The sequence below is a fragment of the Sphingomonas sp. AAP5 genome (assembly GCF_004354345.1).
Taxonomy (GTDB): domain Bacteria; phylum Pseudomonadota; class Alphaproteobacteria; order Sphingomonadales; family Sphingomonadaceae; genus Sphingomonas; species Sphingomonas glacialis.
Map to the genome: position 1 here is coordinate 14297 of NZ_CP037913.1, position 26702 is coordinate 40998.

The following is a 26702-nucleotide window of genomic DNA, read 5'->3' on the forward strand; positions in this document are numbered from 1 at the left end:
CGCCCCCTTGCGGGGACGGCGGCAATCGTGACGAACTGTAAGAAGGCTTAGAGCCCGATCACCAGCGAGCCGGTGATCGACCGCGGCGTGCCGATGACGGCATTGCCGATCGAGTAGCGGTTCGGCAGGCCGACAAAGCCGCCCGAGCCGCTCAGGCCGCCGATATAGACCTTGTCGAACAGGTTGCTGACGTTGACCTGGAAGAAGGTCTTGCGGTTGTTGCCGAGCAGCTGGCCGATGTTGATGCGAACGTCGAGGTCGACGATCGTGTAGCTCGGGATCTTCGCACCGTAGATCTGGTTCTGCGATGCCACCGGGCACAGCCCACCCGAAACGGTGCCGGTGCAGGTGTAGACCGGCAGGTTCTCGTCGTTGACGAAGCGCGAACCGGTGTACTTGGCCTGCGCGCCGAGATCGAAGATCCCGACGGTGCCCTGCAGACGACCGCCGCCCATCCAGGTCGGCGCGCCGCCCTCGCGCTTGCCCGCGGTCTGGAAGTAGTTGATCGTCGTGCCGGTACGACCCGCTTCGAAATTGTCGCGGATCTTCGAGTGCAGGTACGAACCGAACAGATACGCGGTCAGGTTGCGGACCGGCGTGTACGACACCGAGCCGTCGAAGCCGTATTTGTCGACCGTGCCGAGGTTGCGCGACACGCTGGCGTCGCTCTCGACGTCATAGATGGTGACGGTACGGTTTTTGAACTTGGTGTACCAGCCAGCGATCTGCGCCTGGACCTTGCCCGTCGTGTAGCGTGCACCGAGTTCGTAGCTGTCGGTCGTCTCGGGCTTGGGCTTCGACTGCGGCGAACCGTCGGCATAATAGAACGAGCTGTAGAGGTTGTCCGTGCTCGGCACCGACAGACCCTGCGAGAAGCTCGCATACATGCTGATCGCGTTGGTGAAGTTGTAGGTCAGGCCGACGTTGGGCAGCGCGCGGTTGTAGTTGCGGATGCGGTTCTGCGGCGGCGCGAAGCCGACGACGCACGCCGAGGTCAACACCGCGCACGACGTACCCGCGACGACCGGACGGTTGACGCCGTTCACCGTCGTCACGCCCGGCGCGAAGTAGGTGTATGGGTTCGCCGCGGCATAGGCCGCCGTCTGCGTCGGCGAGACGCACGACACGTTGGTGTTGGCAGCGACCGTGAAGCAGTTCTGCGTCAAGTCGCGGCGGAAGAACGTGCCACGCACGCCGAGCGTCGCGACGAGCTTGTCGTCGAAGAACTTGCCGCGATATTCGGCCGAGACCTGGTTGAGGATCGCGAGCGACTTGCGGTTGCGCTTCTCGATCAGCGCGCCGTTCGCGTCCTTGACGCCGTTATTGACCGGGAACACGTCGAGCGGGGTGCCGTCGGTGTTGAGGAAGCCGGCTTCGCCGGTCTGGCGATGGCGGCCATAGTCGCCGGTATAGGCGATGCGGACGCGGTTGTTCTCGTCGAACTCATAGGCGAGACCGGCGACGCCGACGAAGCGACGCGTCTGCGTCTGGCTCGGCGCGATTGCGAGAACGCTCGTGGTCGGGCTGATCACGCCGTCGCCGTTGAGATCGCGACCGGTGTAATAGCCAAAGCCGCCGGGCGCGCCGTTACCCGTGTTGCCCGTGGTGTTGATTACGCCGAGCACGCTGTTGGGGCCGCACGTGCGGACCGTCGTGCTGCCGAGATTGCCGCAACCTTCGAGCAGCGACACCGTGCCGCCGCCATTGGCCTTGACGTACTGATAGCTGGCATCGAGCGTGAGGACGAGCTTCGGCGTGAGCGTGAAGCGCGACCCGAAGCGGACGTTGCCGGTGTTCGACGGGTTGAAGCGACGGTCGAACTCGGTGCCGCAGGCAGCGCCGGCGGTCGCGCCGGTCGGCGTCGGGCCACCGATGACGCACGGATAGTTGATGTTGTAGAAACGCTCTGCCCCAGTGAGGGGTGCGCGGTTCGAGGAGTTCGGACCGACGACGCGTGCGAAGGCACCGTTGGTCAGATCGTTGCGCAGCGGCACCGAACCGAGGAAGTTGTTGCGGTTTTCGTTCCACTGGCCGGCGAGCGACAGGAAGTCGCCATTGTCGCCGAGATCCTTGAAGATGCGCGCGTTATACTGCTGCTTCTTCAGGCGCGAATAGTTGCTGAAGGGGTTGTCGGCGCTGATGCTCGACCCCGTGAAGAACGCGCGGACGCCGGTGTGCGCGATTTCGCCGGTGTCGACCGAGCCGTAGACGCGGAAGATCGAGCGGTTGAGCGGGTCGCCCTGGCCGAGATAGGTGCCGTAGGTGCCGCTCATCATCGCGCTGAAGTCTTGCGTCGGCTTGCGCGTGCGGATGTTGACGGTGCCGCCGACGGCCGAAGCGGTCGGGCTGTCGACGTCGGTCGAGCCGAGGTTGACGCTGATCGAGTCGAGCGTCTCGGGATCCTGCTGCTGGTTCGAATAGATCGCGTAGTTGCCGGTGTCGTTGAGCGGGATACCGTCGAGCGTCTGCGAGATGCGCGAGCTGTCGAAGCCGCGGATCGTGAAGGTGCCGCCGGCGGCGCCGGTCGCGTCGTTGTTCTGGAAGCTGACGCCGGGGACCAGATTGATGATCTCGTTGACGGTCTGGCCCGGACGCTGGCGGCTGATCGTGTCGGCGCCGACGGTGATGCGCGTCTTGGGGACGTCGGGAACGGTGATGCCGCCCTTGCCGGTCTTCGTGCCGGTGACGACGATGTCGGTGCCCGCGTCAAAGTCGGTCGAACCCGACGACTGCGCGAAGGCTACGCCCGGAATCAGGAGCGCGGCAAACGCCACGCCAGTGAATAGCTTCGTGTTCATGCTCGTTCCCCACAGAATATCGTGATCGTCGGCGTTCGGCCTCTAGCCGTCACGCTCCGTCGACCGGAGCCCCTGCACGCGTTATATTTCTGTTCAATGACAAGTCATGCAGACTGTTCATCTTCGGTTAAAAACGGTTGGGAACCGTTGCATATTAGCATCACAGGGTAACCGACGGGGCGTCCGGGACTTAGCGGGCGGCGGCGACGATCTCGGCCCAACCTGCTTCGTCGATCACCGTAACTTTCAGATCCGCCGCCTTTTTCAGTTTCGATCCTGCGCCAGGCCCCGCGACGACAAGATCGGTCTTGGCCGAGACCGATCCCGCCACGCGCGCACCGAGCAGTTCGGCCTGCGCCTTGGCCTCGTCGCGACTCATCGTCTCGAGGCTGCCGGTGAACACCACGGTCTTGCCGCTGACCGGCGACTCGCGGGTCTGGTGGACGACGTCGGTCGGCGTCACTTCGCGCAGCAGCGCCGCGACGACGTCGCGATTGTGCGGCTCGGCGAAGAACTCGATCAGCGCGTCGGCGACTTCGGGGCCGATCCCCGCGGTCTCGATCGCATCGGCGAGCACACGGCCGCGCCGCACGACGAACTTCGCCTCGGTCTCGCCGAGCGCGGGCACCGTCGCCTCGCGTACCGCAAGCACGCGCGCGATCATCTCGGCGAACGCCGCATAGCTGACATAGCGACGCGCGAGGTCCCGCGCGGTGATCTCGCCGACATGGCGGATGCCGAGCGCGAACAGGAAGCGGTCGAGCCCGATCTGGCGCCGCAGGTCGATCGCCGCGAGCAATTTGTCGACGACGAGTTCGGACATCCGCTCGCGCGTCACCAGCTGGGCGCGATGTTCGTGGAGCCGGAAGATATCGGCGGGCGAGGCGATCAGCCCGTCGCGGAAGAACTCCTCGATTCGCACCAGCCCGAGGCCGCTGATGTCATAGGCGTGGCGCGAGACGAAATGGATCAGCCGCTCGACGCGCTGCGCCGGGCAGATCAGCCCGCCGGTGCAGCGCACCACGACCTCGCCCTCGCCACGCTCGGCGAGCGAGCCGCATTCGGGGCATTCGCTCGGGAAGGCGAAGGCGGGGCGGTCTTCATCGCGCGTCAGCACTTCGACGATCTGCGGGATGACGTCGCCCGCGCGCTGCAGCACGACGCGGTCGCCGACGCGCGCGCCGAGCCGCTCGATCTCGTCGGCATTGTGCAGCGTGGCATTGGTGACGACGACCCCGCCGACCGTCACGGGCGCGAGCCGCGCGACCGGGGTCAGCGCGCCGGTGCGGCCGACCTGGATGTCGATGGCGGTGAGCGTGGTCTCGGCGCGCTCGGCGGGGAATTTGTGCGCGATGGCCCAGCGCGGCGTGCGCCCGACGGTGCCGAGCCGCGCCTGCCAATCGAGCCGGTCGAGCTTGTAGACAACGCCGTCGATGTCGAACGGGAGGTCGGCGCGCTGGTGCTCGATCGCGCGATAGACGGCGAGCGCGGCGTCGGTCGTCGCGGCATGCGCGAAACCTTTTGCGACCTGGAAGCCCCAGCCCCGCAGTGCCGCAAGGTTGGCGCTTTGCGTCTCGCCGGGAAGCGCGCTGGTCTCACCCCAGCCCCAAGCGAAGAAGCGAAGCGGCCGGGTTGCGGTAACTGAAGCGTCCTTCTGGCGCAGTGATCCGGCAGCTGCGTTGCGGGGATTGGCGAACTGGCGTGCGTCCTTGCCGGCGCCTTCGGCCTCGGTAAGCAGGCGGGCGTTGAGCGCTGCAAAATCGGCCTTGCTCATATAGACCTCACCACGCACCTCGAAAATATCTGGAGCGTCAGCGGGCAATGTCTGTGGGATGTCTTCGATGTACGCGACATTCGCGGTCACGTTCTCGCCAACTTGGCCGTCGCCGCGGGTTAGGGCTTGGACAAGCCGACGATGTTCGTAGCGGAGCGAGCAGGACAGACCATCGATTTTCGACTCGGTGGTCAGTTCGACAGGGGCATCATCGGGCAGCGCGAGGAAGCGCCGCACGCGCGCGACGAATTCGGCGACGTCGTCATCGGTGAAGGCATTGTCGAGGCTGGTCATCGCGCGCGCATGCGCGACCTTGGCAAGATGCGCGGCGGGCGCGGCGCCGACCTGGAGTGCTGGCGAATCGGCGCGGACGAGCTGCGGGAAGTCCGCCTCGAGCGCAGTGTTGCGCGCGCGCAGCGCGTCGAAGGCGGCGTCGCTGATCTCGGGCGCGTCGTCGGTGTGATAGCGCGCGTTATGATAGGCGATCTGCTCCGCCAGCCGCGCGAGTTCGGCGGCGGCTTCGGTTTCGGTGGCGGGGAGGGGAGCGCTCATGGCTTGGCGTTACCGGAGACCGGGGGGCGGCATCAAGGCGTGGCGCGTCGTAGAGAGAGCGAATGGCGGGAATTGGTGGAGTGCGGACCGTCCGCTATGGGCTCCGGCAAGCAGGTAAGCGGACGTTACGCCGCTATCTACGTCGGCGTGTCCTACTTTGCAGACTGTCACAGATGCTCACGAACCAACCGATCACCACGCTGAAAACAATCAGGACGATTACAGCTTTGATTCCTGCAGATATGGAAACGGGAGCCTGTCCTAGAATGACCCATCGATAGCCAAATATGGCGGCGAAGCAGGCGAGCATTAGCGCGGTCGTGAAATTCGCGATCGGCGCAAGCTGTCGAAAATACCCCATTTATCACCCTTTCGTCACACGAGGTTAGCGCGCGCTGGTTGCGTCCGCTATTGGGGGGAGGTAATTTGACCAGCAACGCCCGACATTGGTCGAAAGCGGACGCGGCGCTGTCCTACCCGTCGCGTTCATGATGTGGACCGGAACGCTCTTTGAAATTGTCTGGGCTGCACGAACGCATTGGTGCAAAAACGTAAACGATCACCGTTGTACGCACCTCGTCTTGGGTTCCGTCAAGCCAAGTACGCGACACGCGCTTCCGCGGGTCGCGATGTCCGGACGGGGTCGCTAACGGCGGTCCGCCGCTAGGGGGTCACGACCTCGTCGTCATCCTCGGTCATCTCGGCGGCGAGCTTGGCTTCCTCGTTGGTCGATTTGCGCTCGGCGGTCTTTTCGGCGCGGGTCGCCATTTCGTCCCAGGCCTTGGCGGCGCGCAGATGGCGCGTGCGGACGTTGTCGAGCGTGGCGGTGGCAGCTTCGGACTCGGCCTGGCGGGCGCGGTCGCGATAGAAGATGGCGGTGGTGTTCGTCGGAGGTCTCCTGAGCGAGGGAGGGGCCACATAAAAAGGGGTGCCGCCGGTTGGCGACACCCCCAAACGCGTCAGGCCTGGGCGAGACGGACGGCCGAGACCTTGCCGCGGCGATCTTCTTCCAGCTCGTACGAAACGCGCTGGTCGCGATCGAGCGTCGCCATGCCGGCGGCTTCGACCGCGCTGATATGGACGAACGCATCGCCGCCGCCGCCCTCAGGCGCAATGAAACCGTAACCCTTGTCGGCGTTGAAGAACTTAACGGTGCCGATAGCCATAGTGTATTCCTTAGTGCCGGATCGCCGCGCAGATCATGCGAAAGCGCCGGAGTGGGGCCGAGATCAAAGACGGATGCGACGTCCGGCCCCGGCCGGCGCATCCGATGACGGTGTCACCCGCGCGCGGTGGGTCCGCAGCGGGCTGGGTGACGAAAGGGGGTGAACAGAGAAGCCAAAATGCGCGTCCGGTGCCAATCAAGCGGGAGCGCAGGGGGTCTCTCAGTCGCGAAAAAGCTTGTACGGACTCGCGCGATGCAAGCGCTATAGCAGGTCGTTACGCAAAAGTCGCGCGCTATACAGCACCGGACGGGCGCGCTAGCCTTTGTGCATCCGGGATGGGGTTTGCCGACATGATCTTGCCGCTGCTCGTTGCATTGCAGACCGCCGATTCCCCCGAACCGCAACGCGCGGCGCGCGCGAGCGTCGATCTCCCGGCGGCCTGGCATCCCGGCGGCTGTTCGAGCACCGAGCCGTCGCGCGACATCGTCGTCTGCGGCAAGCGCGACGCGGGCGAACAGTATCGCGTCCGGCCTCTGCCCGAGAAATATGCCGAGGTCGGCGGGCCCGGGATCGGGGTCGATCTCGGCAAGGGCGCGCGGGGGAACCTCCATACCGAGCCTGGCGCGACGATCGACGGCAAGCTCGCAAAGCGGATCCTGTTCACGGTGACGATGCCGTTTTGAGGGGAGCGTCCACCCCGATAGCCGTCACCCCGGCCCTGTGCCGGCGTCCACCGTGCCGCGCATCCTGCCCACGCAGCACGCGTGGGACGATGGGCCCCGGCACAGGGCCGGGGTGACGACGGGGGAGGGCTTCGAGGAGTCCCTCAGGCCGTCTCGATCAACCGCTCCGCCTGTGCGCGCGCTTCCGGGGTGATCGTCGCGCCCGACAGCATCCGCGCAATCTCCTCGCGGCGCTGCGCGATGTCGAGCGCGGTCACGCCGGTCCGCGTGACCACGCCGTCGTGGCGCTTGGCGATCAGCAGATGATGCCCACCGCGCGCCGCGACCTGCGGGCTGTGCGTGACGACGAGCAATTGCGTGGCATTGGCAAGCCGCGCGAGCCGCTCGCCGATCGCGCTCGCCACGGCACCGCCGACGCCGCGGTCGATCTCGTCGAAGATCATCGTCGCGGCGCCGCCCTGCTCGGCCAGCGCGACCTTCAGCGCGAGGATGAAGCGCGACAATTCGCCACCCGAGGCGATCTTGACGAGCGGCGCGAAGGGTGCGCCGGGGTTGGTCGAGATCTCGAACTCGACACGGTCCTTGCCTGCCGCCGACCATGCTTCGGGCGGAGCGGGCGCAACGACGGTGCGGAAGCGCGCGGCATCGAGCTTGAGCGGAACGAGCTCGCCCTTCACCGCCGCATCGAGCTGGAGCGCGGCGGCGGTGCGCGCCTTGGTCAGCGCGGCGGCGGCGGTGTCATAGGCGGCGCGCGCCTTGGCCAGCTTCGCCTCGAGCGCGGCGAGCCCCTCTTCGCCGGCCTCGAGCGCCGCGAGCTTGGCTTCGAGCTCGCTCGCCAGACCCGCCAGCTCGTCGGGCTGGACGCGGTGCTTGCGCGCCATTGCGCGCAGCTCGAACAGCCGCGTCTCGTCATCCTCGAGGCTGGCGGGATCGAACCACAGATCGGTCTTCGCCTCGCGCAGCTTCTCCTCTGCGACCGCGCCCTCGATCACCGCGCGGTCGACCGCGGCGAGCGCGTCGGCAAGCGCGGCATGGTCCTCGGCGATGCGTTCGAGCACGCGCGCCGCCTGGCGGAGCTGGGCCAACCCGCCATCCGATCCCTCGAGCCAATTCTCGATCGACAGCAGATCCTCGGCGATCTTTTCCGAACGCTGCATCGTCCGGCGGCGATCGGCGAGCGCTTCCTCCTCGCCCGGCTCGGGCGCGAGCGCGCGCAGTTCGCCGACGGCATGTTCGAGCCACTCGCGGTCGCGCGCCGCGGTGTCGATCGTCGCGCGCGCTTCGGCGAGCGCCGCCTCGGCATCGCGCAGCGCCTTGTAGCTGGCGGCGGTCGATCCCGCCGCAACGCGCCCGAACGCGTCGAGCAGCGCACGATGACCGCGCGCGTTGAGCAGCCCGCGATCGTCATGCTGCCCGTGGATCTCGACGAGATACGGCGCGAGTTCGCGCAGCAGCCCGGCAGACGCAGGCTGATCGTTGACGAAGGCGCGGCTGCCGCCATCGGCCTTGACGATGCGGCGGATCATCAGCGGCTCGCCGGGGTCGAGCTCGAGCCCGTTTTCGGTAAGCAGCGCAACGACCGGGCCATCCGGCGCGGGGGTGTCGAAGGTCGCGGTGACGATTGCCTGCGCGGCACCCTGGCGGACGAGGCCGGCTTCCCCGCGCGCGCCGAGCGCAAGCCCGAGCGCGTCGAGCAGGATCGACTTGCCCGCGCCGGTCTCGCCGGTCAGCACGCCGAGGCCCTGCCCGAACTGCAGGTCCAGCGCTTCGATCAGCACGACGTCGCGAATGGCCAGGGAGATCAGCATGGGGTCGCCTTGCCCTTTAGCCGAGTTGACCGCGTTCCGGTAACGTTCTTTTCAATCGAACCGGCGCCGGTGCGACTCAGTTGCCCGGATTGGGGTTGCCCGGGTTGGTCCCCGAGCCGCCGCCGATCGGGGCGGCTGCGCTGGTGTCGCGCTTGATGTCGTTGCTCTTGCCCGGAATCGAATCGGCGACACTTGTCCGGTCGGCAACGATTTGCTGTCCGGGCGCGAGCGCCGCGACGTTCACCGGGGGATGCTCGTTGCTGAGCTTGTAGGCGCGCTCGTACCACTGCGTGCCGGGATAATTGGCGCCGAGCACGGCGGCGGACTTGCGCGCCTCGTCGGGAACGCCGAGCGCGAGATAGGTCTCGGTCAGCCGCATCAGCGCCTCGGGCGTGTGCGTCGTCGTCTGATATTCCTCGACGACCTTGCGGAAGCGGCCGTTGGCAGCGAGCCACTGCCCGCGCACTTCATAGAAGCGCCCGATCTCCATTTCCTTGCCGGCGAGATGGTCGCGAACGAGATCGACCTTGAGGCGCGCATCGGCGGCGTAGCGCGTGTTGGGATAGCGGCGCATCAGCTCGCCGAGCGAATCGAGCGCCTGCTGCGTGATCTTCTGGTCGCGCGTGACGTCGCTGATCTGCTCGTAATAGCCGAGCGAGACGAGGTAATAGGCGTAGGCGGCGTCGCGGTTGCCCGGATGCACCGTCAAAAAGCGCTGCGCCGACTGGATCGAGGCGGTGTAATCATGCGCGAGATAGTAACTGAACGCGCTCATCAACTGCGCGCGGCGCGCCCATACCGAATAGGGGTGCTGGCGCTCGACTTCGTCGAACAGCGCGGCGGCGATCTTGTAATTGCGCTGGTCGAGCTGCTTCCGCGCTGCCGTATAAAGCGTGCCGACGTCGCGCGCGACATAGGGGATGTCGCCCTTGGTCCTGTTGCGCGCGCACCCCGTGGTGGTGAGCGCGGTCGCGGCGATCAGACCGATCGCGAGGCTGCGGAGAAAGGGCGAGCGGGGCAGGGGGGTGCGCATTGGCGCCAGCCTTAGCGCAACCGCCGACGCGCGAACAATCCTTTTAACGCGCACGGATCGCTTGGACGCGACGATGCGTTGGCATATGAGGCACCGACAGGAGAATCATCACCGTGACTGCCACTTTGCTCGCCACCAAACGCGTCGAAAAGCCCTGGGGGCGTCATACCTTGTGGCCCGGTTTTGCCGATCCTGCGCACGGTGGTGAAAAGGTCGGCGAAGTGTGGTTCCAGACGCCGCATGCGGGCGAGCCCGAACTGCTGATCAAATATCTGTTTACCAGCGAGAAACTGTCGGTGCAGGTGCATCCGGATGACGCTGCCGCGCAGGCCGCGGGCTATCCGCGCGGCAAGGACGAAGCGTGGCTGATCCTCGCCGCCGAACCCGATTCGACCATCGCGATCGGGACGCTCGAGCCAATGACGCACGAGCAGTTGCGCGCCGCCTCGCTCGACGGCTCGATCGAGCATCTGCTCGATTGGAAGCCGGTCAAGGCGGGCGACTTCTATTATAACGAGGCCGGCACGATCCACGCGATCGGCGCAGGGATCACGACGATCGAAGTCCAGCAGAACGTCGATCTGACCTATCGCCTGTACGATTATGGCAGCGACCGCGAACTGCATCTCGATGCCGGGGTCAAGGTGTCTGACCCGGTGCCGTTCGTGCCCCTGCCGACCCCGCCCTCCGACGGCAAGGACCACCAGATCCTGTCCGAAGGCCCCAAGTTCGTCACCGAGCGCTTTGCCGGCGGCCACCGCGTGATCGATCTGCCCGCTGGCGTTCCGGGCTGGTTCGTTCCCGTCGCGGGTTCCGGCACGGTCGACGGTGTCGCGTTCAAGGCGGGCGAGTGCCTGTTGCTCGAGGGCCGCTGCGAGATTTCGTCCGACGCCGAGAGCGACTTGCTGCTCGCCTATCCGGGCGACAAGCGCATCTGATCGATCGCGTCTCCCCTCGCGGACACGCGAGGGGAGAAGACCTTTACACTCTCGTGCTAGCGATGCGGCCATGCTCCGTGTCATCACCCTCTCCACGCTGTTCCCCGATGCGTCGCGGCCGAACTTCGGCGTTTTCGTCGAGCGGCAGACGTTGGGAGTGGCGGCCCATCCGGACATCGATCTCAGGCTGGTCGCGCCGGTCGGGCTGCCGCCTTGGCCGCTGTCGCGCTATGCTCATTATGCTGCGCTATCCGCGCTTCCCGAGCGCGAGACGTGGAAGGGTCTCGCGACCTATCGCCCACGCTTTACGACGCTACCGGGGACGGCGGGGCGGTTCCACGCACGTGCGCTGACCAAGCGGCTGATCCGACTGCTCACCCAGATCCGCCGCGACTTCGCCTTCGACGTAATCGACGCCGAGTTCTTCTTTCCCGACGGCCCCGCCGCGGTCGCGCTCGGCCGGCATTTCGGTGTGCCGGTGTCGATCAAGGCACGCGGCGCCGATATCCACCATTGGGGTACCGCCCCCACCACCAGCGCGCAGGTCGTGACGGCCGGGCAAACGGCGAACGGCGTGTTGGCAGTATCGCAGGCGATGCGCGCCTACATGATCGCTCTTGGTATCCCGGCGGAGCGGATCCGCGTCCATCATACCGGCGTCGATCTCGACCGCTTCGCGCCGCACGACCGCAGCGTGGGCAAGGCAAGGTACGGCGTGACGGGACCATTGGTCGTCTCGGTCGGCGCCCTCATCCCGCGCAAGGGCCATGACGTCGTGATCGACGCGGTCGCGTCGCTGCCTGGCACCACGTTGCTGATCGCGGGCGAAGGTCCCGCGCGCGCCGCGCTCGAGTCGCAGATCGCTACGCGTGGCGTCGGCGACCGCGTGCGCCTGCTAGGCGCGATTCCGCATGGCGACTTGCCGGGGCTATTGGCGGCGGCCGACCTGATGGCGCTTGCATCAGCGTCCGAGGGGCTGGCGAACGCTTGGGTCGAGGCGCTCGCATGCGGCACGCCAATCGTCATCACCGGCGCAGGCGGGGCGATGGAGGTGGTGACCGACGCCGCTTATGGCCGAATAGCCGACCGCACACCTCCCGCCTTCGCTGCAGCGATCGCAGCGCTGCTCGCCGATCCGCCGCCGCCCGCGGCAGTGCGAACCGGCGCAGTGCGCTTCACCTGGGCGGCGAATACCGCCGCCTTGGTCGATCACCTCAGCCAGTTGGTTTCACTGCGCCGCTGAAATCGCCTGCTTGCCCGCCCAGACCTTCGCTTGTGCATCGCTCAGTTCGACCAGATTGCCCATCACGACGGGCATGTCGACCAAGTGCAGTCCCCAATCCTTCAGCATGCGCGTGCCAACCACGACATCGCCGACGATCGTCTGCGTGCGTTTGTCGGTCGGCTTGGCGTTTACCGACACCGCCAGATAGCTGAACTTGCCGGTGCTGGTGCAGGCGGTGCTGATCAGCCCGGGAACCTTGACGAAGGGCGTGGTCACCGCTGCTGCGTCCGTCGTCCATGGGCCCATCGGCGCGCTCGCCATTCCGGCGCCACGCGCGCCGAGATAGGCGTCGCTCACCGCCGCGCCGCCGCCGAGTGCGGCCGGATTGACGCAGGCTGCGACCATCCCGGGCTGCGGCACGACGCCGAAGCGGCTGTTCTCGGGTGGGGGCGAATCGGCGCGGAAGCTGACATAGCTGACGACGCAGCCGACATCCTTGGCGGTATGGCAGAGCGGCGTCGATTTGAGATCGCCGCCGACATCCTTGCCCGCGGGGACGGCGACGTTGGTGCCGGGGATGAGCACCGAAATGATGAGTCTCTGCGTCGGCGTGCCCTCGATCGCATCGGCGACGAGCTGCTTGAGGATTCCCGAACCCTGGCTGTGGCCAATCAGCACGACGCCGCGGCCGTGATTGTCATAGGCGAGATATTCGTCCCACGCCGCCTTCACGTCGCGATACGCCATCGCGCGGTCGGCAAGGACGGGCTTGCCCAGCAGCAATGCCTGGAGGGCGGTGAGCGTGACCTGGCGGTAGAGCGGCGCGAAGACGCGGCAGTGCGCGGCGAAGCGTCCGGCTTGTGCTGCGGCGACGGTGTTCTCCTCGGGGCCGGCGATCATGTCGCTGTTCGGAGTGCGATCGAGCGAAACCGTCGGATAGACGTAGAAGCAGTCGAACTTGGGGTTGCTGGTCGGCGAAAATTTCTCGGTGCTACGCGAACCATCGGCCTTGATGATCGTCGCGTCCTGGTTCGCATCGCACGGATCAACCTTGCCCGGCCGACATAGCCAGTTCTCGGGCTTGCCATAGTCCGGTGAAGCAGCCGGAGCGGCGGTGGGGGCAGGCGGCATCTGCGCGGCAACGGCGCTTGGCGCGACAAACAGGCTCAAGCCCAGCAAGATCGATTTCATGAAACGTCTCCCCCCAATATCTTTGGGCAGGAGAATAGCGCTGCAGCGCCAGCCTTCAAAGCGGATACAGCGCGCCCACGACCCAACGCGTCTCACCGCGCAAAACTGCCCAGGCGCGCGCGGCGGCGCGGCTGTCCATCGCCTCGACGCCGATGCCGAGCGCTTCGCACGCCCGCACGAAGCTCGGGGGCGGGCGCTGCATCGTCGCGCCGGTTCCGAGCAGCAGGAATTCCGGGCGCGGATCGAGCGCAAGCAGCGCGCCGAGTGCTTCGACCGTCAATGCTTCGATCGGCGGCGGCGCCCATTCCTCCGACCCGTCGGGCCAGATCCGCAGCGCGCGGTACACGCCGATGAATTCGCCCGCTTCCACCTTGAAGCCACCGCCCGAAAAGGCGGTGATCACCGGCCCGACGCCGCGCTCGCGTTCGACTCGCATCAGCGTGCCTTGGGCGTTCCGGCAGTTACGGCGGGGACGTCCTCGATCCGCGGATCGGGGCGCAGGCCGAGCGTGATCAGCAGCGACGACGACACGTAGATCGACGAATAGGTGCCGACGAAAATGCCGAGGATCATCGCCGCGGTGAAGCCGCGCAGCACGTGGCCGCCGAAGATCAGCAGCGCGAACAGCGCCAGCAGGATCGTCAGCGAGGTCATCACGGTGCGCGGCAGCGTCTCGTTGACCGAGAGGTCGACGATGCTCGGCATGTCCATCTTGCGATAGCGGCGCATGTTCTCGCGGATGCGGTCGTCGATCACGATCTTGTCGTTGATCGAATAGCCGATGATCGTGAGCACCGCAGCGACGATGTTGAGATCGAATTCGTACCACGTCAGCGCAAAGAAGCCCAAGGTCATCAGCACGTCGTGGACGATCGCAACGACGGTCGAGACGCCGAACTGCCATTCGAAGCGGAAGATGGCGAACAGGCCGATACCGACGACGGCGAGCACAACCGCGAGGATGCCTTTCCAGATCAGCTCGCCGGAGACCTTGCCGCTGACCGCATCCTGCTTGGAGAATTTGGCGTCGGGGAAATCCTTGACGACGGCGGCCTGCACCGTGGCGACGACGCGGTCGGTCGCGTCCTTGGCCTGGCTCTTGACCGGCGGGAGCTTGATCGAGATCGTCTTGCCGTCATTGCCGACGGTCTGCAGACGGACTTCGCCGAGGTTGAGCCGGTCGATCGTGCTGCGCAGCTTGTCGGTCGATGGCGGCGTCGAGAATTTCTCCTCGATCATCAAGCCCCCGACGAAATCGACGCCGAGATTGAGGCCGCGCGCAAAGACGAGGCCAATCGCGGCGAGCGACAGCAGGATGGTCAGCCCGAACGCCCATTTGCGGAGCGAAACGAAGGGCAGGTTGGTGTTGTCGGGAACGAGTTTCAGCAGGCGCATGTCTCTGGCCGATCAAATATTGATTTCGGTCGGGCGGTTCTTGCGAATCCACAGCACGACCAGCATCCGCGTGAAGGTGACCGCGGTGAACACCGAGGTCGCGATACCGATCAGCAGAACGACCGCGAAACCCTTCACCGGGCCCGAGCCGAGCATCAGCATGATCAGGCCCGAAATGGCGTGAGTCGCGTTCGCCTCGAAGATCGTGCGGCTCGCTTCCTTGTAGCCGAGCTCGACCGACTGGATCACGCTGCGGCCACGCCGGCGTTCCTCGCGGATACGCTCGTTGATCAGCACGTTCGCATCGACCGCGGTGCCGATCGTCAGCACGAAGCCCGCGATCCCCGGCAGCGTCAGCGTGCCGTTGAGCAGGGCGAGCACGCCCATGATCACCATGACGTTGATGACCACGGCATAGTCGGCATAGAAACCGAAGCGGCCGTAGGTCGCGATCATGAAGAGCACGACGAGCGTGACCGCGATCCCCGAGGCGAGGATGCCGGCATGGATCGAATCGGCGCCGAGATCAGGACCGACGGTGCGTTCCTCGACGACCTTGAGCGAGATCGGCAACTTGCCCGAGCTCAGCGCGATCGCAAGGTTGTTCGCCGATTCGACGGTGAACGAGCCTTCGATATAGCCCGACCCGCCGAGGATCGGCGTGTTGATGCGCGGGGCCGAGATCACCTTGTCGTCGACGATCACCGCGAAGCGCTTGCCGGTCTGGTCCTGCGTGATGCGCGCGAACTTCTTGCCGCCTTCGCTGTTGAAGCCGAAATTGACGATCGGTTCGTTGGTGTCCTGCTTGAAGCCCTGGCTTGCGGTCAGCAGCTGGTCGCCGGTGAGGATCGCCTGGCGCTTGACCAGGATCTGCGCGCCCGGGCCGGCCTCGGAATAGGGGAGTGCCTGGCTGCCCGCGGGCACGATGCCGCCGGGCACGTAGGGCGTGTCGTCGACCATCTTGAATTCGAGCTTGGCGGTCTTGCCGAGCAGTTCGCGCAGCGCCTTGGGATCCTTCAGACCCGGCACCTGGACGACGATACGGTCGTTGCCCTGGCGGACGATCGTCGGCTCCTTGGTGCCGAGCTTGTCGATACGCGTGCGTACGACGTCGGTCGCGGTCGCCATCGCGGTGTTGATCGCCGCGGCGATGCCGGCCTGTGTCGGCGTCATCACGACGCGCGACGAATCGACCACCTGCAGGTCCCAGTCGCGCTGGCCGGTGTATCCGACGCCGCCGGTGAGCTTGTTGAGCCGCTCGCGCGCTGCATCGAGCTGCGTCACGTCGCGCAGCAGGAAGCTCAGCTTGCCGCCGTCGGTGGCGATGTCGCCGATCGAGATCGGCGGGCCCTTGGCCATTTCAGTGATGATCTGCTCGCGCATCGCCTCAAGCCGGTTCTTGACCAGCTCGTCGGTGTCGGCCTCGATCAGCATGTAGCTGCCGCCGGCGAGATCGAGCCCGAGATTGACCTTGGGGTGCGGAAAGGCGCCCCATTTCGACGTGACCGAATCAGGCAGGAAACTCGGGATCGCCAGCGCCATCAGGCAGGCGAGGAACCCGAGGATCGAGACGACTTTCCAGCGCGGGAAATCGAGCATCGGATCAGTCGTTCGCGGGCTTGGAGCCGAGCGGCGTCACGTCGGCGAGCGTCGACTTGACGACCCGGATCTTGATCGACGGAGCGATCTCGACCTCGACGAACGCGTCCTCGACCTTGGTCACCTTGCCGAGCACGCCACCGGCCGTGACGACCGAATCGCCCTTCTTGACCGCGCCGATCGTCGCTGCCTGGTCACGCGCGCGCTTTTGCTGCGGGCGCAGGATCAGGAAGTAGAAGACGACGAAGACGAGCAGCAACGGCGCGAACTGGATGATCATCGCGAGGAAACCATCGGGGCCTGCGGCAGTGGCGCCGGCGGTCTGGGCAAAGGCTGGGGTGGCGAACATGGGCTACCTTGGTAAGACTGGACCCGCCTGCGTTTCGACACGCGGGATGGCGCACCCTTTCGGGCACGCCACAAGCCCGCCGCGCTATCAGGTACGCTCCGCCCGCGCAACGCTAACTCGCCGACACCGCGTGCTCCGGGGGGCGGCAAAGGGCGACGTCAGGCCCGCGCCGATCCCACGCGACGGGTTGATCGCGCGGCGAAAGATCGTACCATTTCGGCTCTTCTTGTTGAGTAGCGAAGCCCGCGATGAAATCTCTCCTGACCTTAGCGCTCTTTCTGCTGGCGGTACCGAGCGTGGCCGCCGCCGATAGCGGGCGCGAGACGCTGATCCAGACCGCCTTTGTCGTGCGCGACCGCGGCGCGGCGCTGTCGCAGCTCGCCAGCGTCGAGGCGGCGGCCGCGTCGGCGCTGGCCAAGACGCCGGGCGACAGCGAAGCGTTGCTGTCGCGCGCAATGGCGACGAGCTATCGCGCCAAGCTGACGCACAGCCGGACCGAAGCGCTCTCCGCCAAAGCGCAATTCGAAGCGCTGGTGGCCAAGAACCCGCGCGATCCCGAAGCGCTCGCGGCGCTCGGCGCGTGGCATCTGAGCGCGGTCAAGGCGCTCGGTGCGATGGTCGCGCGCGGCGGGCTCGGCGCGCGCAAGGCGGTGGGTCTCGAGGTGATCGACCGCGCGCTCGCGGCGGGCGGCGACCGCGCGCTGTTCCCCGGGATCGCCGGGATGCTGCGGCTTGCGATCGATCCCGGCGATGCGCGCGGCATGGCGCTGATCGGGCAGGCGGTGCATGCCTCGGCCGCCACGACGATCGACCGCCTGATGCAACGCCGCGCGGCGCAGCTCGAACTGGTGCTCAAGGGCGGCGATGCCAAGCTGATCCAGGCGCTCGCCAATCGCTTGCTCCCGCTTGGCCAATTTGGTTGAGCTTTACCGCCAATTTTGCGAAGTGGCTTGCATCCAGACGCAGGTCAGCCTAGACGCGCCTCCCTCGGTCGGGGCGTAGCGCAGCCTGGTAGCGCATCACACTGGGGGTGTGGGGGTCGCAGGTTCGAATCCTGTCGCCCCGACCAGAGATACATTGCCTTACGGGTCTGTAAGGCTGTGCCGCGATGAGAGTTTCCATCTCGGCAAGCTCCGTTTTTATCGTGGTCGCTCTGGCACTGTGGCAGCTTGGCTCCCGCGGTCGGGCTATTGCGATTCGTCCCCGCGCAGGACGACGAAGCTCCAACGAAGTCTTAATCATTGCGCGCGTAGCATAGCGTGTCTCTAGGTTGGGAAAGCTTGAATGCGCCGGAAACTTCAATTGTTCGCAACCGGGATCGCGCTCACGGTCGCTTTCCCCGTCGGAGCCGAACCGATCTCGAGCGAGCTTCGAATTACCGGTGTGGTTCCGACCATTTGCAACGTGAGTTTTCGCGCGGGCATGGCCACGTCTACCGGGTCCGCGATCGATCTGGGGACTATGTCCCGCTTCTGCAACGATTCGGCGGGCTACCGGGTGGTGCTACAGACGCCACATGGCTTGTCCAATGCGACCTTCGTCTATGGTTCGGTCCGCGTACCGCTATCGGCCGACGGCGAGACCGTCATCATCGACAGCAGCCAGCCTGAACTCGGCGCCGAACCGGCGCGGATCGAAATCGACGGAAAGGCAGCCTTGCCCGACAATTTCAATCTCAGCGTCCGCGCGGAGCCGAAGGGCACCATCTACTAAGCGACGCAGACTACGGCGCCGTCGCTGTCGTCGCGGTGCAGGTCGATCCGGCATAGCCGTCGCTCGGGCGGAAGGTCAGCGTGATCGTGTCGCTATAGTCACCGGCCGGCTGGCTGGCGACCGCGGCCGGATCGAGCGCGACTTCGAGGAGCTTGACGTCGCCCACTGGCATTTGCGTGACGGGGCAGGCGATCGTCGTTGCACCGGGCACGGTGATCCCCGCATATTTGAGGCGATAGCCGATCGCGCCGGTCTGATCGCGGCCGCGGCGTAGACGCTGGCCGTTGTCCGTCGCGATGTCGACCGCATAGGGCAGCGTGCTGAGCGCGGTGACCGATGCGTTACGGACGAGCGCTGCACCGTTGCCCAATTCGCCAAACGCGATCTCGCCGCGCTGCTGGCCGGTCCCGCCGACATAGGCCGATACGATCCGCGGCACGGTGACCGCAAGTTCGGTCTGGCCATTATACTGTTCCTGCTGCGTGCCGAACAGGTCGCTGCCGGCATAGCATTGGTAGCGGACCACCAGCCGCTCGGCATAGCGACCGGCATAGGCCTGCTGCCCGCGCCCGATGCTGAGCCGGAAGACCGTCTCGCTCATGTCGCGCGCGCGTGCAAAGCCGACTCGCGCCGAATTGAGATCGGTCACCGACTCGGCGGTCGTTACGAACACGCGCCGCCCGCGATCCTCGAGCCAGTCGATCGTGTAGAGATCGGGACCGTCGGTTCCGAACTTCGGCGCGCCGTTGCGCCCGGTCGAATCGACCAGGAGGAAGCGAACCGAGCTGACATTCGGATCGGTGCGCAGCACGCGCAGCGTGAACACATCGACATATTCGGACGGGCTGAACGGGTTGTACGTCCGCTGGATCCCCTGGTTGAGGATCTCGAACTGCGCGCAATTGGTCGGGCCGGCCCAGGCCGCTACCGGGCTCGCCAGCATCGCCGCGGCGATAAGGATAGAAGCGCGCATCATTTCGTCTCCAGCTTCACATCGTTCAGGCGCACCACGCCGCTTGCATCCTTGGCGATCTCGATGATCGCGCTGCTCTTGGGCTCGGTCGGCATTTCGATTCGCCACTTGCCGGGGCGCAAGCCCGACAGGCCGAAGCGGCCTTCGCGATTGGTGAACACCGTCACCGGCTTGGCGCCGGGCTTGGCGAGCTCGAACGCTTCGCCCGCGAGCAGGCTGACCGGCGACCCGTCCTCGAGCTTGAAGGTGCCGATCGCGGTGATCGAATAATCGGATCCGACGGTGACGAGATACCCGGCCTTGTACGGCGGATAGACGCGAATGTTGCCTGCGCCCAGATCATAGCCCGCGGGCGCCTTGGGCGCGTCGAAGGTGACGACGCGGTCGGCAAAGGCCGACAGATCGTTTGCGACCGCGCCGCCGAGCAAGCCCGAGCGCGCGGTATAATGCCCGTCGGACGGATTGACGACGACTTGCGTGCCCTTCAGCGAGCGATGTGGCGTGACCAGCGCGAACCCGTCATAGACCGGCCGCGAGATCGCGAAATGGCCATCGGCGAACACCAGCGCGGTGCCGAGTCGTGCCGAGGTGCGCTGATCGGTGACCTTGAACCCGCCAGCATCGAAAGCCGTGGTGTGCGAGACCGCGAGCTCGGTGCGATTGGCGGTATAGCTGACGCCGCCGTCAACCCCGAACGCGCCCTGGCCGTAATCGGCGTTGACCGCGAGCGAGGTGGCGCCGACGCCGGTGCCCGACGAGGTCTGATAGCCGATCCGGCCGCGTCCGCCGCGCGATTCATATTCGGCAGTGGCGCTGCTGCGCCCGCCCAGCCGCAATGTAAGGCCGAGGCGCCCGCCATAGGACGAACCGCCGACGTTGCGATTGTCGTAAAGGCCCTGCGCCTGCAGGTTGAGTCGTTGCGACAGGCGGAAACCGTAGGTCAGCCTCGCCGATTGCTGGTCCGAAAAGCCGCTGCGCCCCTTCGAATAACGGCCGTCGACCGAAACGAACTGGAACTCGCCGATCGCCTGCGAATAGGTCGCGCCGGCCTCGAAGGCATAGCGATTGTCGGCCGCGATATCGTTCGGGGTCGCGAATTTGGGGCTGCGCGTTTCGAACGTCAGTGCAAACGCCTTGCCGCGCGACCCAGTGCCGCCGAACGTCCGCTGGATCGAGGCATTGAGCGCATAGCCCGTGCCGACGCCGCTGACACGCGAGGCGGCAAGATCGAATCCCACCGTCCCGAGCGGGCTCGCCCAGACGACCTCGACCCCCGCCGTCGCGCCGCGCTTCTGTGCCTGGAAATTGGCGCCGGCGGTGAGCGTGTCGGAGATGCCGCGCCGGATGAACCCGCTCGCGACGGGCTGGTTGAAGCGATAGTTGCGCCCGGTATTGGTCGTCGGCGCGAGCACACCGCCATAGACGCCGAACTCGGTGAGGCCCTTGGCGAGCAGCGTACGGTCGAAGAATAGCGAGAATTCGAGCGTTTCCTGCCGCCCGCTGTCGTCGGTGATCTGCAATCGGACGTCGTTGAGGCCCTGCACGAACGGGAAATCGCGGACGTTATAGGTGCCGGGCTCGAGCCGGATCTGCCGGATCTGCTGGCCGTTGATGAAGGCGACGACGTTCGACGGGCGCACGACGGTGAAGGTCTGGCTGCCCGTCGGCTGGACGTTGCGCTGCGGCTGCAGCACGGAGTAGGTGCGCGCGAACGACACGCCCGCCATTTGCGGCGCACCCGAGAAACCGCGCGTCACTGGCAGCAGATCGCCGACGGTTACCCGCGCGAGCAGCCGATCATTGTCATAGACGAAGCGCGTGCCCTCGCGCTGGAAGAGCGTCGGCGAACCACGCTGGCCGATCTGCAGCGTGCCTTCGCCCTCGAGCACGACGCCGTGCGCGCGCAGCGCCCAATCGGTCGAGACGATCGGGCTCTGCAGGCCGCGGTTCGAACCCTGCCATTCATAATCGGCGCTCGTCCGCAAATTGACGTAGCCCGCGACTCCGGCGGGGCGGTCGACGTCGCCGACGACGTCCTGGCTCAACTGCGCGAGGCGGACGTCGCGCCGCGTCCGCGCAGTCGGCGGAATGACGATGACCAGCCCGATCGTCTGGGGATCGTAACTGATCAGATAGCCGAACGCCGAGAATTGCTCGACCGGCGTATCGCCCAACCCGCCGAGCCCGCTGGCCAATTTGTCATAGGCGAGTGGATCGATGACGGGCTTGACCGCCTTGAGCACTGCCGGCGCGTTGACCAGCACATGATCGTCGCGCGTCAGCGTGAACGGCACTTCGCCCAGCGCGAACGGCCCGTCGCGGAGCGGCGCGGTGAGCACGATGTCGCGTCCGGTCGGATTGAGCTTGGGGCCGGTGGCGTCGGCCGGCGCCGCTGGCGGGGGCGGCGCGGACCGCTGCGGTTGCGGCGCGTCGCCGAGGAACGCATTGCTGCCGCCCGACACCACTGGCGCACCAGCATCGGCCGCGAATTTCGGCAGCAGCGGTCCACGGTCGCGCCCGGGCGGTGGCGCGGTGGTCCCCTCGGCTCGGGCATCGCAGATCAGGTGGCAGAGCTGCGCGCGCGGCTCGGCGCGGTCCGGCCGCCACGGCACCGTTCGATCGACGAACAGGGTGGAGCGGGCCGCAGCCGGAGCTTCGGCGAGCAGCAACGCGCTGCTCGCCAACAGCGCTGCCATCACGCTAGCGCCGTGATTTGGACGTGTAGACTGCCTCAACTGACCCCCCGTCGAGCGGCAACTCTAAAGGAGTCTGCAGCTTCCGTACTTGCCCCGCCCCAACCAGACCGTATCCAAACTGCTGCTGGATTTCGGCGCTGTTCATCGACTTCTTGAAGACTTCCTTGCCTTGCCGGTCCTTCTGCAAGATTTTCAGCGTTCCTTCGGCCAGATAGCCATAGGTGTTCGACTGGTTCTGCAAATTGAGCAGCAAGCGAACCTTGCCATCCACCCCTTTGACCGCTTCGGCCGACTTGACCTCGATCGCCGATTTCGCCCCCGGTGCGGCAACGCTGACGATCACCTGGAAATTGTAGAGGATCTGCACCGCCGACTGGCCGGCGGGCAGCTTCACGGGCAATTGCGCCACCGTCAGGAAGAAGTGCCGGCTGGTCTTGATGTCGGGATCGCCGATCCACTGGATGCGGAACGATTGTGATCGCCCCGGCGGCACGATCGCCTGCGGCGGGAAGATCAGCAGATCCTTCGCCTCGCGGGTCGAGGCGACGAGCGCTCCGTCCTTGAAATCGGCTTCGGTCGCACGCAGTTCGATCGGCAGCGGGGTCGTGAACGAATTCTCGACGGTCACCACTTGCGACGTACGGCTGCCGGTCGTCGACAGATCGACGATCACCGGCTGAACCGTCATCGCCACCGCCGCCGCCGCGAAGATCGCGACGCCGACGGCAAATATCAGCATCATGCGCAAGCGCGCCAGGTACGTCACGTAATGTCCCCCCCACCCATCCTGATCAGGATGTTGCTTCGACCCGTATCGTTACGGTGTCGTTGTAAATGCCCGCGACGAGCGGCGTGCCGCCGCCGGGAATGCGAATGCCGATCTGCGCGGTGCCGGTCGCAGCGTTGCCGACAAGCGTCTGCACCGTGCGTGCCGTGCTGGTATCGAACCCCGCGCTGGTCCCGGCCCATTCCAGCGACACGCTGAAATCGAGCCGGTTGCGCAAGGCGCCGGTCGGGCTGCTGCCCGCTTCGTTCACCAGCCCGCCATTGCGGCTTTCGATCTGGATGCGGTGCGCGGTGTTGCAGGTGATCGGCAAAGCGATGCGAATGGCGGCGGGATTGGGCACGCCGGTGAGCGGATTGATGAACCCGGGGCCGCCCAGCGCGACGTCGAGACCGCCCGATTGCGCGACCGTGACGCGCGCATTGTCCTGCTCGGTCGCGCTCGGCGATCCGATGACGCAGCCGGGCGGCGCGGTACCCTCGACCACCAGATCGCGCGCGCCGGCAGTGCCTTCGCCCGACAGCACGCCCGCCGAGCTGGTCTGCGCAAATGTCGCGCTCGGGAGCGCGATCGTCAGCGTCGCGAGCAGGAGCGCGATCCGCATCATTGCGCTCCCAGCGTGACGGTGAGGGTGTCAGTATAGTCGCCCGCGACGAGCGGCGCATTGGCCAGCGCGTTGGTCGCGCCGGGCAGGACGCGGAAATCGATCGTGATCGTCCCGGCCGCCGCCGTCGCCGAGCTGAAGCCCGCCGATTTGGGTGCGCGCGTCGTCGCATCGGCGTCCAGGCGAACGCTGTTTTCCTGCCACGTGACATCGGCGAGATAGGGAACGGCATTGCCGAAGCCGTTGGGCGTCGGCGTGCCGATCGTCTGGCGCCACAGCCCGTTGTTCCGCGACGCGACCGTCAGCGTGTAGGGATAGTTGCACGCGGCATCGAAGGCGAGTGATGCGCGCACCGGCCGGGTCGACAGGTTGGTCGGATCGGTCAGCGCTGCGATCCGCAGGATCCGTCCGGTCAGCGCGTTGACGTTGAGCGCCGCGCTGCCCGTGTCGAGCCGCGGGTCGCCGAGGATGCAAAGATCGGGCACGCTGCCCGTGACGGGGAGCGCCGACGTCGGTTGCGGTGCTGCAGGCGCGATCTGCGCAGTGGCCGGCATCGCGCATGCCATCAGCAGGAGCGCGGGGGCGAGGCGAACGGGCAGGGCGGTCATGGCAGCGGCCTCAAGGTCACGCGGATCGCGCCGAGATAGGCACGGCTCGCCAGCGGACGCGTGGCGCTGCCCTCGCGCAGCCGGAAATCGCTGGCGGTGATAATGAGCGGGACGACGCGCGGATCGGGGGCGGTCTGCACCGCGTCGCGCTGGGTGGTCGCGCCGTCGGTACGATAGGTTGCTGCGATATCGGTCCAGCCCGACGCGGTTGCAGTATAGTGGATGGCGTTCGTGAAGCCGCTGCGCAATTGCGCGGTCGCGCCTTGCGGGGTCAGTTCGATCGCGGAAATCTCGATTTCGGACGGGGCGTTGCACCAGGTGTCGCCGAGTTCTTTCTGCGGCGGCGCGAGATTGCGGCGCAGCAAGCCGGTCTGCGTATCGATCAGCACGCCCAGATCGAAGCTGCCGCGCGTATCGGTCGATCCGCCGATCTGGCACACGGGTGGCACGCCGCCGACGAAGCGGACGGTGACGCTGTCGGGTCCGGTCGGGTCGGTCTGGGCATGGGCAGGCATCGCCGTCGCCAGCAGCGCCATTGCTCCAAGACAGAACCGGAAATCGCTCAACGCGGTACTTTCGACGGAAGGAAAAAGGCCGGGGCGGGAGAATCCCGCCCCGGCGGGTAGTCTTACAGGCCAGGCGTCAGCGTCAGCGTGACGGTGCTGGTGTAATTGCCGGCGACCAGGCGGGCGTTCGACGTGTCGTAGCTTGCGCGCGGCAGCGTGCCGGCACCGGCGACCGATGTTGCGGTCGAAGCATCACCGAAGTTCACGAAGGTCAGCGTCGCGCCAGCGCCGGTCGGGCCAAAGCGACCGACGGTTGGGCCGCCGGTGCCATCTTCGGTGGCTTCGATCAGATCGTCCGAGCGATCCGAGCGGCTCAGGCCGTCGATCTTGAGCGCCAGATCATAGACGATGTTCTGCGCGAAACCGCTGTCGGTCAGGCCGCCGGACGAGCCGTCCTTCTGCAGCGACGTGCGCGTCAGCACGACACCGTTCGCGCCGCCGGTGCACCAGGCCTTCATGTTGAGGCCGGTCAGTGCGTTGCCGATCGTCGTGCCGACATTGCCGCGCGCGCGGCCAGTGTCGTTGGTCAGATCGTAATTGGCGAGCGTGACGGTCTGGTCGTCGGCCGCGATGTTGCACTTGGCGGGGGTGTTAGCTTGAACCGTGACGGCGACGTCATGGTTGTTCGAGGACTCATCCGCGAAGGCGGGGGTGGCGATGACGGCCGTCGCGGCCGCGAGGAGATACAGAGTCTTCATGATGATAGTCCTTTCAGAGAGAATTTACAGGTGTGGTTGTGGATCAGTTGCCGGGGGTGAGCGTCAGCGTGACGGTGCCCGTATAGGTGCCGGCGACCATGCGCGCCGCGTTGTTCTCGGAACCGTTGAACACGGCGCGGGTGACCTCAGCGCCGCCCTGGCCGTTGCTGACGGCGTCAACCGACGTGCCCGGTTCGGTGACGAAGCTGATCTTCGAACCCTGGCCGGTCGGACCGAAGGCGGGAACGGCGATGCCCGAGCCGGCGCCGATGCCAGGGCCGTTGGCCGGGCCATCGCTCGTGCCGTCGAAGAACGCTGCGCCATCGCGCGTCGCGCCATCGATCAGCACGTTGAGATCATAGACGATCGCCTGGTTGAAGCCGTTTACCGCGTTGCCGTTGCCCGTGATCAGCGCCGAGCGCGATACCGCCACGCCGTTGCGGGCGCCGTTGCACCAGGCCTTCAGGTTGAGGCCGCTGAGGGCGTTCGCCACCTTCTGGTCGACGTTGTTGCGAACGCGACCCTGATCGTTGGTCAGGTCGTAGCCGGTCAGGGTGATCGTCGAATCGTCGGCAGCGATGTTGCACTTGGCCGGCGTGCTGCCCTGGACGGTGATGGTCACGTCGTGATTGTTGCTGTCCTGCGCGAAGGCAGGCGTGGCGATCGCGGCGACGGCCGCGGTCGCGAGGATCGTGATGGTCTTCATGTCGTAGGTCTCCCACCTGGTTGCTGCGCTCGACTATCGTTCCGATCGCAGCCGCGCGGTGCGACCTTGATTGGACTCCTGTTGGACGGAGCGCGCGTCCAACGTTGGAATGGCGGGATCACCAGCGCAGGGGCGCGGCGCATCATGTGCGCGGCCCGACGACGATGGTGAGCGTATCCTGATAAGTGCCCGCGGCGCGGCGGATGCCGTCGTCGCCGCCGCGCCAGCCGACGATGACGCGGCCGTTGCGGCGGATCGCGGTGCGGCGGCCCGACGACAGGCCCTGGCCGGCGACGGTGCCGTAGAACGGACAGGCGCTGCCGGCCGCGACGAGGTCGGCGGCATCGCAGGGCCGCGTCGCGATCGGCGCATCGTCGGTTTCGAGCGCCAGCGCGACCGAATAGGCCTTGCGGTTCGAAAAGCCCGTTTCGGTCCGGCCGACAGGGCCCGCGCGCGTCGGATCGTCGAGCACCATCGCCCCGTTGCTCGAGCTCACCGCGATCGCGAAGGGCGTGTTGCAATCGAGCTGAAAATCGAAACCGAGGGTCTGCGCGGTTTCGAGGTCGGGCAAGGCGGCGCTCGCCAGTGTTGCGGGACCGCGGGCAATGCCGCACCGCTCGGCGATCGTCGCGGTAACGTCGATCGCGATATGGTCGGCGTTGGCGGCAAAGGCGGTCGACGGCGCCATGAGCGCGATCGCCAATGCCCATGCCTTTCCACGACCGTATCCCATCGGTTTGCAAGCCCCCGTTGCCAGCCCCGGGTTCCGCCTCGACTCGACGAGGTCAGTTCCGAGCTGGTAAAGAAAGCGTTAAGGGCGGGACCGATCCGGCCGCATCACCA

General features: G+C 66.4%; 25 protein-coding genes and 1 tRNA gene. 6 read left to right on the forward strand and 20 right to left on the reverse strand.

What is annotated here, in order from left to right; translation table 11 throughout:
- Nucleotides 1-47: 47 nt before the first annotated feature.
- The 4 genes from E2E30_RS00085 to E2E30_RS00100 form a co-directional block, all read right to left on the reverse strand.
- Nucleotides 48-2798 (reverse strand): TonB-dependent receptor, encoded by a 2751-nt coding sequence (locus E2E30_RS00085; RefSeq protein ID WP_133186096.1) that lies wholly within the window; start codon nt 2796-2798, stop codon nt 48-50.
- 190 nt (nt 2799-2988) lie between these two features.
- On the reverse strand, nt 2989-5124 hold the full coding sequence (ligA, locus tag E2E30_RS00090; RefSeq protein ID WP_133186098.1) for an NAD-dependent DNA ligase LigA: 2136 nt from the start codon (nt 5122-5124) through the stop codon (nt 2989-2991).
- Nucleotides 5125-5787: 663 nt separating this feature from the next.
- Complete coding sequence (locus tag E2E30_RS00095) at nt 5788-6042, reverse strand: hypothetical protein (protein WP_240698987.1); 255 nt, start codon at nt 6040-6042, stop codon at nt 5788-5790.
- A gap of 41 nt (nt 6043-6083) precedes the next feature.
- The gene (locus tag E2E30_RS00100) at nt 6084-6290 is read right to left on the reverse strand and encodes a cold-shock protein (protein WP_010185321.1); all 207 of its coding nucleotides are present in this window, start codon (nt 6288-6290) and stop codon (nt 6084-6086) included.
- 350 nt (nt 6291-6640) lie between these two features.
- On the opposite strand from E2E30_RS00100, the gene E2E30_RS00105 reads away from it, so the two are divergent.
- On the forward strand, nt 6641-6973 hold the full coding sequence (locus E2E30_RS00105) for a hypothetical protein (RefSeq protein WP_133186100.1): 333 nt from the start codon (nt 6641-6643) through the stop codon (nt 6971-6973).
- Nucleotides 6974-7116: 143 nt separating this feature from the next.
- Here E2E30_RS00105 and recN read toward each other — a convergent pair whose 3' ends face one another.
- Complete coding sequence (gene recN / locus E2E30_RS00110) at nt 7117-8781, reverse strand: DNA repair protein RecN (RefSeq protein WP_133186102.1); 1665 nt, start codon at nt 8779-8781, stop codon at nt 7117-7119.
- Between the two features lie 76 nt (nt 8782-8857).
- A complete protein-coding gene (locus E2E30_RS00115; protein ID WP_133186104.1) occupies nt 8858-9814 on the reverse strand; it encodes an outer membrane protein assembly factor BamD in 957 nt (318 codons plus the stop codon).
- Between the two features lie 113 nt (nt 9815-9927).
- Here E2E30_RS00115 and E2E30_RS00120 point away from each other — a divergent pair, with 113 nt between their 5' ends.
- On the forward strand, nt 9928-10752 hold the full coding sequence (locus E2E30_RS00120; RefSeq protein WP_133186106.1) for a class I mannose-6-phosphate isomerase: 825 nt from the start codon (nt 9928-9930) through the stop codon (nt 10750-10752).
- A gap of 70 nt (nt 10753-10822) precedes the next feature.
- Entirely contained in the window at nt 10823-11995 is a 1173-nt protein-coding gene (locus tag E2E30_RS00125; protein WP_133186108.1) for a glycosyltransferase, read from the forward strand.
- On the opposite strand, the gene E2E30_RS00130 is transcribed toward E2E30_RS00125, so the two are convergent.
- The 5 genes from E2E30_RS00130 to yajC are packed head-to-tail and all read right to left on the reverse strand — an operon-like array spanning nt 11981 to nt 16511.
- Nucleotides 11981-13168, reverse strand: coding sequence for a DUF3089 domain-containing protein (locus tag E2E30_RS00130; RefSeq protein WP_133186110.1), 1188 nt, complete (start codon nt 13166-13168; stop codon nt 11981-11983). The two genes, E2E30_RS00125 and E2E30_RS00130, sit on opposite strands and share 15 nt — an antisense overlap.
- Before the next feature lie 55 nt (nt 13169-13223).
- Complete coding sequence (locus tag E2E30_RS00135; RefSeq protein ID WP_133186112.1) at nt 13224-13604, reverse strand: Mth938-like domain-containing protein; 381 nt, start codon at nt 13602-13604, stop codon at nt 13224-13226.
- Nucleotides 13604-14563: a protein translocase subunit SecF gene (gene secF / locus E2E30_RS00140; protein ID WP_133186114.1), complete on the reverse strand. Its 960-nt coding sequence runs from the start codon at nt 14561-14563 to the stop codon at nt 13604-13606. The genes E2E30_RS00135 and secF overlap by 1 nt, the downstream gene beginning before the upstream one ends.
- A 12-nt stretch (nt 14564-14575) precedes the next feature.
- Nucleotides 14576-16162 (reverse strand): protein translocase subunit SecD, encoded by a 1587-nt coding sequence (secD, locus tag E2E30_RS00145; RefSeq protein WP_133186116.1) that lies wholly within the window; start codon nt 16160-16162, stop codon nt 14576-14578.
- Nucleotides 16163-16166: 4 nt separating this feature from the next.
- The gene (gene yajC / locus E2E30_RS00150) at nt 16167-16511 is read right to left on the reverse strand and encodes a preprotein translocase subunit YajC (RefSeq protein ID WP_133186118.1); all 345 of its coding nucleotides are present in this window, start codon (nt 16509-16511) and stop codon (nt 16167-16169) included.
- Nucleotides 16512-16759: 248 nt separating this feature from the next.
- Between yajC and E2E30_RS00155 the strand changes: the two genes are divergently transcribed.
- The 3 genes from E2E30_RS00155 to E2E30_RS00165 all read left to right on the forward strand — a co-directional run bounded on the left by E2E30_RS00155 (nt 16760) and on the right by E2E30_RS00165 (nt 18224).
- Nucleotides 16760-17434, forward strand: a complete 675-nt coding sequence (locus E2E30_RS00155; protein ID WP_133186120.1) for a hypothetical protein — start codon at nt 16760-16762, stop codon at nt 17432-17434.
- 69 nt (nt 17435-17503) lie between these two features.
- Nucleotides 17504-17580, forward strand: a tRNA-Pro gene (locus tag E2E30_RS00160).
- Between the two features lie 233 nt (nt 17581-17813).
- Nucleotides 17814-18224, forward strand: a complete 411-nt coding sequence (locus E2E30_RS00165) for a hypothetical protein (protein WP_133186122.1) — start codon at nt 17814-17816, stop codon at nt 18222-18224.
- A gap of 10 nt (nt 18225-18234) precedes the next feature.
- Here E2E30_RS00165 and E2E30_RS00170 read toward each other — a convergent pair whose 3' ends face one another.
- From E2E30_RS00170 to E2E30_RS00210, 9 genes are all read right to left on the reverse strand, one after another.
- Entirely contained in the window at nt 18235-19200 is a 966-nt protein-coding gene (locus tag E2E30_RS00170) for a hypothetical protein (protein WP_133186124.1), read from the reverse strand.
- Nucleotides 19197-21893, reverse strand: coding sequence for a fimbria/pilus outer membrane usher protein (locus E2E30_RS00175; protein WP_133186126.1), 2697 nt, complete (start codon nt 21891-21893; stop codon nt 19197-19199). Before E2E30_RS00175 ends, E2E30_RS00170 begins: the two co-directional genes overlap by 4 nt.
- 4 nt (nt 21894-21897) lie before the next feature.
- Nucleotides 21898-22635, reverse strand: coding sequence for a fimbria/pilus periplasmic chaperone (locus E2E30_RS00180; protein ID WP_165954422.1), 738 nt, complete (start codon nt 22633-22635; stop codon nt 21898-21900).
- Between the two features lie 49 nt (nt 22636-22684).
- Entirely contained in the window at nt 22685-23281 is a 597-nt protein-coding gene (locus E2E30_RS00185; protein ID WP_133186130.1) for a spore coat protein U domain-containing protein, read from the reverse strand.
- The gene (locus E2E30_RS00190) at nt 23281-23889 is read right to left on the reverse strand and encodes a hypothetical protein (protein WP_133186132.1); all 609 of its coding nucleotides are present in this window, start codon (nt 23887-23889) and stop codon (nt 23281-23283) included. The genes E2E30_RS00185 and E2E30_RS00190 overlap by 1 nt, the downstream gene beginning before the upstream one ends.
- Nucleotides 23886-24404, reverse strand: a complete 519-nt coding sequence (locus E2E30_RS00195) for a hypothetical protein (RefSeq protein ID WP_165954423.1) — start codon at nt 24402-24404, stop codon at nt 23886-23888. Before E2E30_RS00195 ends, E2E30_RS00190 begins: the two co-directional genes overlap by 4 nt.
- Before the next feature lie 113 nt (nt 24405-24517).
- Nucleotides 24518-25153 carry a hypothetical protein gene (locus E2E30_RS00200; protein WP_133186136.1) on the reverse strand — a complete coding sequence of 212 codons (636 nt, stop codon included), beginning with the start codon at nt 25151-25153 and terminating at the stop codon, nt 24518-24520.
- Between the two features lie 43 nt (nt 25154-25196).
- Nucleotides 25197-25859, reverse strand: coding sequence for a hypothetical protein (locus E2E30_RS00205; RefSeq protein WP_133186138.1), 663 nt, complete (start codon nt 25857-25859; stop codon nt 25197-25199).
- Between the two features lie 142 nt (nt 25860-26001).
- A complete protein-coding gene (locus E2E30_RS00210; protein WP_133186140.1) occupies nt 26002-26562 on the reverse strand; it encodes a hypothetical protein in 561 nt (186 codons plus the stop codon).
- Nucleotides 26563-26702 lie beyond the last annotated feature (140 nt).